Here is a 4,203-nt window from a genome sequence, read left to right on the forward strand (position 1 = left end):
CCGCGTCGCAGGCGGCCAGCAGCGCCGGGGCGCCCACGGCGGCGGCCGCCATCACGGCCGACCGGCCCAGGAACTCGCGGCGGTTGGTGACCTGCGTCTCGGGGTCCTGCGTGGGAAGATCGTCGTTCTCGTGGGACATGCGTCCACCTCACGGGATTGGGGGGGAGGGCAAGATGCCTCCCGTGAACGGCGGACCGGGGCCGCCGCGTTCTGGATGTCCTGGTACGCGGCCGATGGGCGTGCGCCACAACGGCCTGTGGTCCAGGGCTTGTCTGCGGAGATTTCCCACGGGCAGGAGGGGGACGGCCCGGGTATCCGGCGAGAGACCCTCGCCGGGCCACTACTGTAATCGTGAAACCGGACAGATGCAAGACGTATTTCGCGCCTGATATTCAGTCCGAACCGACAACTCTCGCGCGAGTTCCGGATCGCTTTGCGCTAGTGCAAGTCACTGCTTCGCAGCGATGTAGCAGATCCCCGAAGGGGTGGAGGCAGACTGGAACGCGCGTGGATTCGTGCTGGCACGGTGTCCAGATCAGGAGGGGCGGAGAGGGGAGATCGAGAGGGTGGGGAGAGGGTGTCGCGCGGGCGAGGGCCCCCTCCCCCCCCGCCCCCCTGCCCCCGCTTCGCGGGGGAGGGGGGAGAACTGCAACTGCTACCGCGACAGCTCCTCCACCTGGAGACGGCCGATCTCGACGCGGATGTCCTGGAGCACGGATTCCAGGTCTGCCATCACTCGCTCATTTGGGAAGCGGATGATGCGGATACCCTGCGTTTCCAGCGCCTCCGTACGGGCTTGGTCCAGCTCGCGTTGTGCCTCGTGAATCGGGCCATCCAGCTCGATCCCGAGCCGGGCCGAAGGACAGTAGAAGTCGAGGATGAACGGGCCCACCGCGTGCTGCCGCCGAAATCGCAGTCCACCCACCTTCTCGCCTCGCAACGCAGACCAGAGGACGCGTTCGGCCTCGGTCATGTCTTTCCGCAGCGCCTTTGCTGCTTCCTGCACACCCTCGTGCGTCCGCCATCGGCGCTTGATGCGCATCGTCTCCTCCCGGTCCAGGTTGTTCCAGAACCATCCATCCCTGGTAGAAAAACTCCCCCTCCCCCGCGAAGCGGGGGCAGGGGGTCGGGGGGTGGGGGCCCTCCGCGCGCGGTAGAAGCATCCTCACGAGCGACGATCCTCGTTCCGCTACGCGCGTACCCTCCCCCGATAGGAGGTTCGACGATGATGCATTTTCTCCGATCCGTCAAGTCTGTCCAGAAAGTGTTCGCACGCTGGCCGCAGACGATCTCCTACGCTCCGCGCGGTGGCGGGTTCCGATGCCAAAACGCCCATCCGGAGAATGCTCCCCGGACGGGCGTCGGCCATCGCCTCTCCGCCTCTGATCGCTCAGGGCTGCGGGGCGGGCTCGGCGGCCTTGCGGCGGGCTTCCCAATCGATCAGCGGCGCGTCCACGATGGCGGACTGCACGGCATCCGCCACGGCGCGACGCAGCGGGGCCTGCTTCTGGTTCGCCGACGTGGGGTTCACGCGCGTCGTCAGCAGGACCACGAACAGACCGCGCTCCGGATCCATCCAGATCGACGTCCCCGTGTAGCCCGTGTGCCCAAAGCTGCGCGGCGAGAAGAAGTGCCCCCCGCTGGACTCGCCGCTGGGCGTATCCCACCCCAGCGCGCGGCTGGAGCCCGGTCCCTGCTGCGCCGTCCATCGCGCGATGGTCTGCGGACGCAGGATGCGCACGCCGCCGTACTCCCCGCCGTTCAGCAGCATCTGCGCGAATACGGCCAGGTCCCGCGCGCTGCCAAAGAGCCCCGCGTGCCCCGCCACCCCGCCCATGGCCCACGCGTTGGGATCGTGCACCTCGCCCCAGATGAGCCCGCCGCGCGCGCTGTCCCGCTCCGTGGCGGCGATGCGGTCCCGCGGCAGCGCTGGACGGAACCCCGTCTCCCGCATCCCCAGCGGCGCGAAGACGCGGTCGCGCACGAACTCGTCCAGCGGCTGCCCCGTGATGCGCTCGATCACGAGCTGCATGAGGATCAGGTCCCAGTCACTGTAGACCGTCTGCGTGCCGGGCACGCTGCGCAGCGGACGCAGGTTGATCTGCCGAAGGTACTGCTCGCGCCCGCGGAACTCGCGGAACAGCGGCGCGAACGACTCCAGCCCGCCGCGGTGCGTCAGCAGCATCCGCACGGTGATGGCCTGCTTGGCCGAGTCCGTCAGCTCGGGCAGATACGACGCGACGGTACGGTCGATGTCCAGCCGTCCCTCCTCCTCCAGGATCATGGCCGCCGTCGTCGTGGCGACCACCTTGGTGACGGACGCCAAGTCGAAGAGCGTGCTGTCCGTCACGGCGGACGATCCGGCGGCCCAGTCCACGGCGCCGTAGCCGGCCAGGTGCACCAGCCGCCCGTGCCGGCCCACGGCCATGGCGATGGCGGGCGCCGCGCTGTCAGCCAGGGCGGCGCGGGCGATGGAATCCAGCGTGGCGCGCAGCCCCGGCGCGAACCCCGCCGCCTGCGCGGGCGCGGACGCGAGCACCGTCACCGTCTCCATGCGCGGCGCGGGGACGGGCGCCGGCGCGACGACGGCCGGCGGGGGCGCGCAGGCGCCGGCCAGAAGGGGTGCAGCGAGGAGCGCGAGGGGGCGAATTCGCATCGGAACGCGGGTACGGCGTGGATCGGTGTGGATGCGAATGAAAGTAGGCACGCGCGGCACCCGCATCAAATCCGCGCGTCCAATCCGTCCGCCCCCCGCGCGTTCAATGAACACGATCAGCGGTCGGATGCGGACGTTCAGTGAACGCGCGAACAGCCTCCACGGACGACCATCATCAGCATCGCCGATCGGCTCAAACGATCGCGGGGCATCCACTTACGCCGGCACCCGCGCGCGGGCCGGGCCGGGAACGCCGCCTGCCCCAGGGGAAGGTGCCGGCACCGGATCAACCTGAACCCACGGCAGACCATGAAGCGCGCATCCATCTTCTCCCTGCTCGTCGTTACCCTGGCCGCGTGCGGCGGCGGGGACTACGCCGCGTCCGAGTCCGCCACGGCGGACGTGTCCACCAGCGACGTAGCCACCACGTCGCCCGCGTCCGCACCCGCCGCGGACGTCGCGGCCGAGCAGACGCCCGTCGAAGCCGCAGTCATCAGTTCGGCGGACACCGTCGCGTTCGGCGCGCCGGAGACGGTGCCGGGCGTGGCGGCCGTCTCGCTGAACCCCATGCTCGTCCGCACGGGGCAGGCGGTGCTGCAGGTGGATTCGCTGAACGCGGGCATCACGCGCGTGCGGGGGCTGGCGCGGCGCGTGGGCGGGCTCGTCGGCAACACCACCATCAGCGCGGGGACGGAAGAAACGCGGCGCGCGCAGATGGAGCTGCGCATTCCCAGCGTGAACTTCGACGATGCGGTCGGCCACCTGGCGGAGATCGGCAAGGTGGAGTCGGTGAACGTGACGGCGGAGGACGTGGGCGAGGAGTACACGGACGTTTCCGCGCGCGTGGCCAACGCGCGGCAGACGGAAGCGCGCCTCTTGGAACTGATGAACACGCGCGAGGGCCGGCTGGACGAGGTGCTGAACCTGGAGCGCGAGGTGGCCCGCGTGCGCGGCGAGATCGAGCAGTACGAGGGGCGTTTGCGCTACCTGCGCTCGCGGTCGTCCGTGAGCCTGCTGACGGTCACGCTGCACGAGCCGCAGACGGTGATGGGCAGCCCGTCCGGCGAGCGTCCCATTCGCGACGCGTTCGTCACGGCGTGGTACAGCTTCGTGCGGCTGCTGGCGGGCCTGATCTCGTCGCTGGGCGTGCTGATCCCGCTGGGCGTGCTTGCGTACCTGGGATGGCGCATGTTCCGCCGCGTACAGCGCCGCGACGAGGAGCGCTCCGCCTTTTACCGCGAGACGCTGCGCCGCGCCCGCGCGCAGAAAGCCGAAAAGACGTCCACCGCCGCGCCGCGCGTGGAGGCGGATGCCGACGCGGAGGTTGAGGAGCCCGTGGGGCGGTAAGCAGACGGGCGGAGTGAGGGATTGAGATCGGAGGAGGATCGGAGATCACCAGACAGGTCGAGATCATCGACCGAAGCGGAGATCTCAATGCAGGTGGGCTCCCGTCGCTGCGCGACGGGAGGGCCCTCTCCCCCGACCGCCTTTTTGCTCGTTCCTCGCAACGACGGTCGACCCCTCCCCCAACTTCGGGGGAGGGGTTT

The 4,203-nt window shown here is 69.8% G+C and carries 4 protein-coding genes; 1 reads left to right on the plus strand and 3 read right to left on the minus strand.

Annotated elements, in window-relative coordinates; translation table 11 throughout:
- From VFZ20_RS32865 to VFZ20_RS00340, 3 genes are all read right to left on the minus strand, one after another.
- The coding region (locus tag VFZ20_RS32865) for a twin-arginine translocation signal domain-containing protein (RefSeq protein WP_414682918.1) at positions 1 to 139 on the minus strand (139 nt) is incomplete at its 3' end.
- A 516-nt stretch (positions 140 to 655) separates the two neighbouring features.
- The gene (locus VFZ20_RS00335; protein ID WP_329681815.1) at positions 656 to 1,042 is read right to left on the minus strand and encodes an endonuclease domain-containing protein; all 387 of its coding nucleotides are present in this window, start codon (positions 1,040 to 1,042) and stop codon (positions 656 to 658) included.
- A 348-nt stretch (positions 1,043 to 1,390) separates the two neighbouring features.
- Positions 1,391 to 2,656: a serine hydrolase domain-containing protein gene (locus tag VFZ20_RS00340; RefSeq protein WP_329681816.1), complete on the minus strand. Its 1,266-nt coding sequence runs from the start codon at positions 2,654 to 2,656 to the stop codon at positions 1,391 to 1,393.
- Between the two features lie 309 nt (positions 2,657 to 2,965).
- Between VFZ20_RS00340 and VFZ20_RS00345 the strand changes: the two genes are divergently transcribed.
- Entirely contained in the window at positions 2,966 to 4,003 is a 1,038-nt protein-coding gene (locus VFZ20_RS00345) for a DUF4349 domain-containing protein (protein WP_329681817.1), read from the plus strand.
- The last annotated feature ends 200 nt before the right edge of the window (positions 4,004 to 4,203 follow it).

The sequence above is a fragment of the Longimicrobium sp. genome, from assembly GCF_036280135.1.
GTDB lineage: Bacteria > Gemmatimonadota > Gemmatimonadetes > Longimicrobiales > Longimicrobiaceae > Longimicrobium.

Bases quoted from the DNA above. Each gene is read 5' to 3' on its own strand.
- VFZ20_RS00345 (WP_329681817.1), top strand. From the start codon at position 2,966: ATGAAGCGCGCATCCATCTTCTCCCTGCTCGTCGTTACCCTGGCCGCG.
- VFZ20_RS00340 (WP_329681816.1), bottom strand. From the start codon at position 2,656: ATGCGAATTCGCCCCCTCGCGCTCCTCGCTGCACCCCTTCTGGCCGGC.
- VFZ20_RS00335 (WP_329681815.1), bottom strand. From the start codon at position 1,042: ATGCGCATCAAGCGCCGATGGCGGACGCACGAGGGTGTGCAGGAAGCA.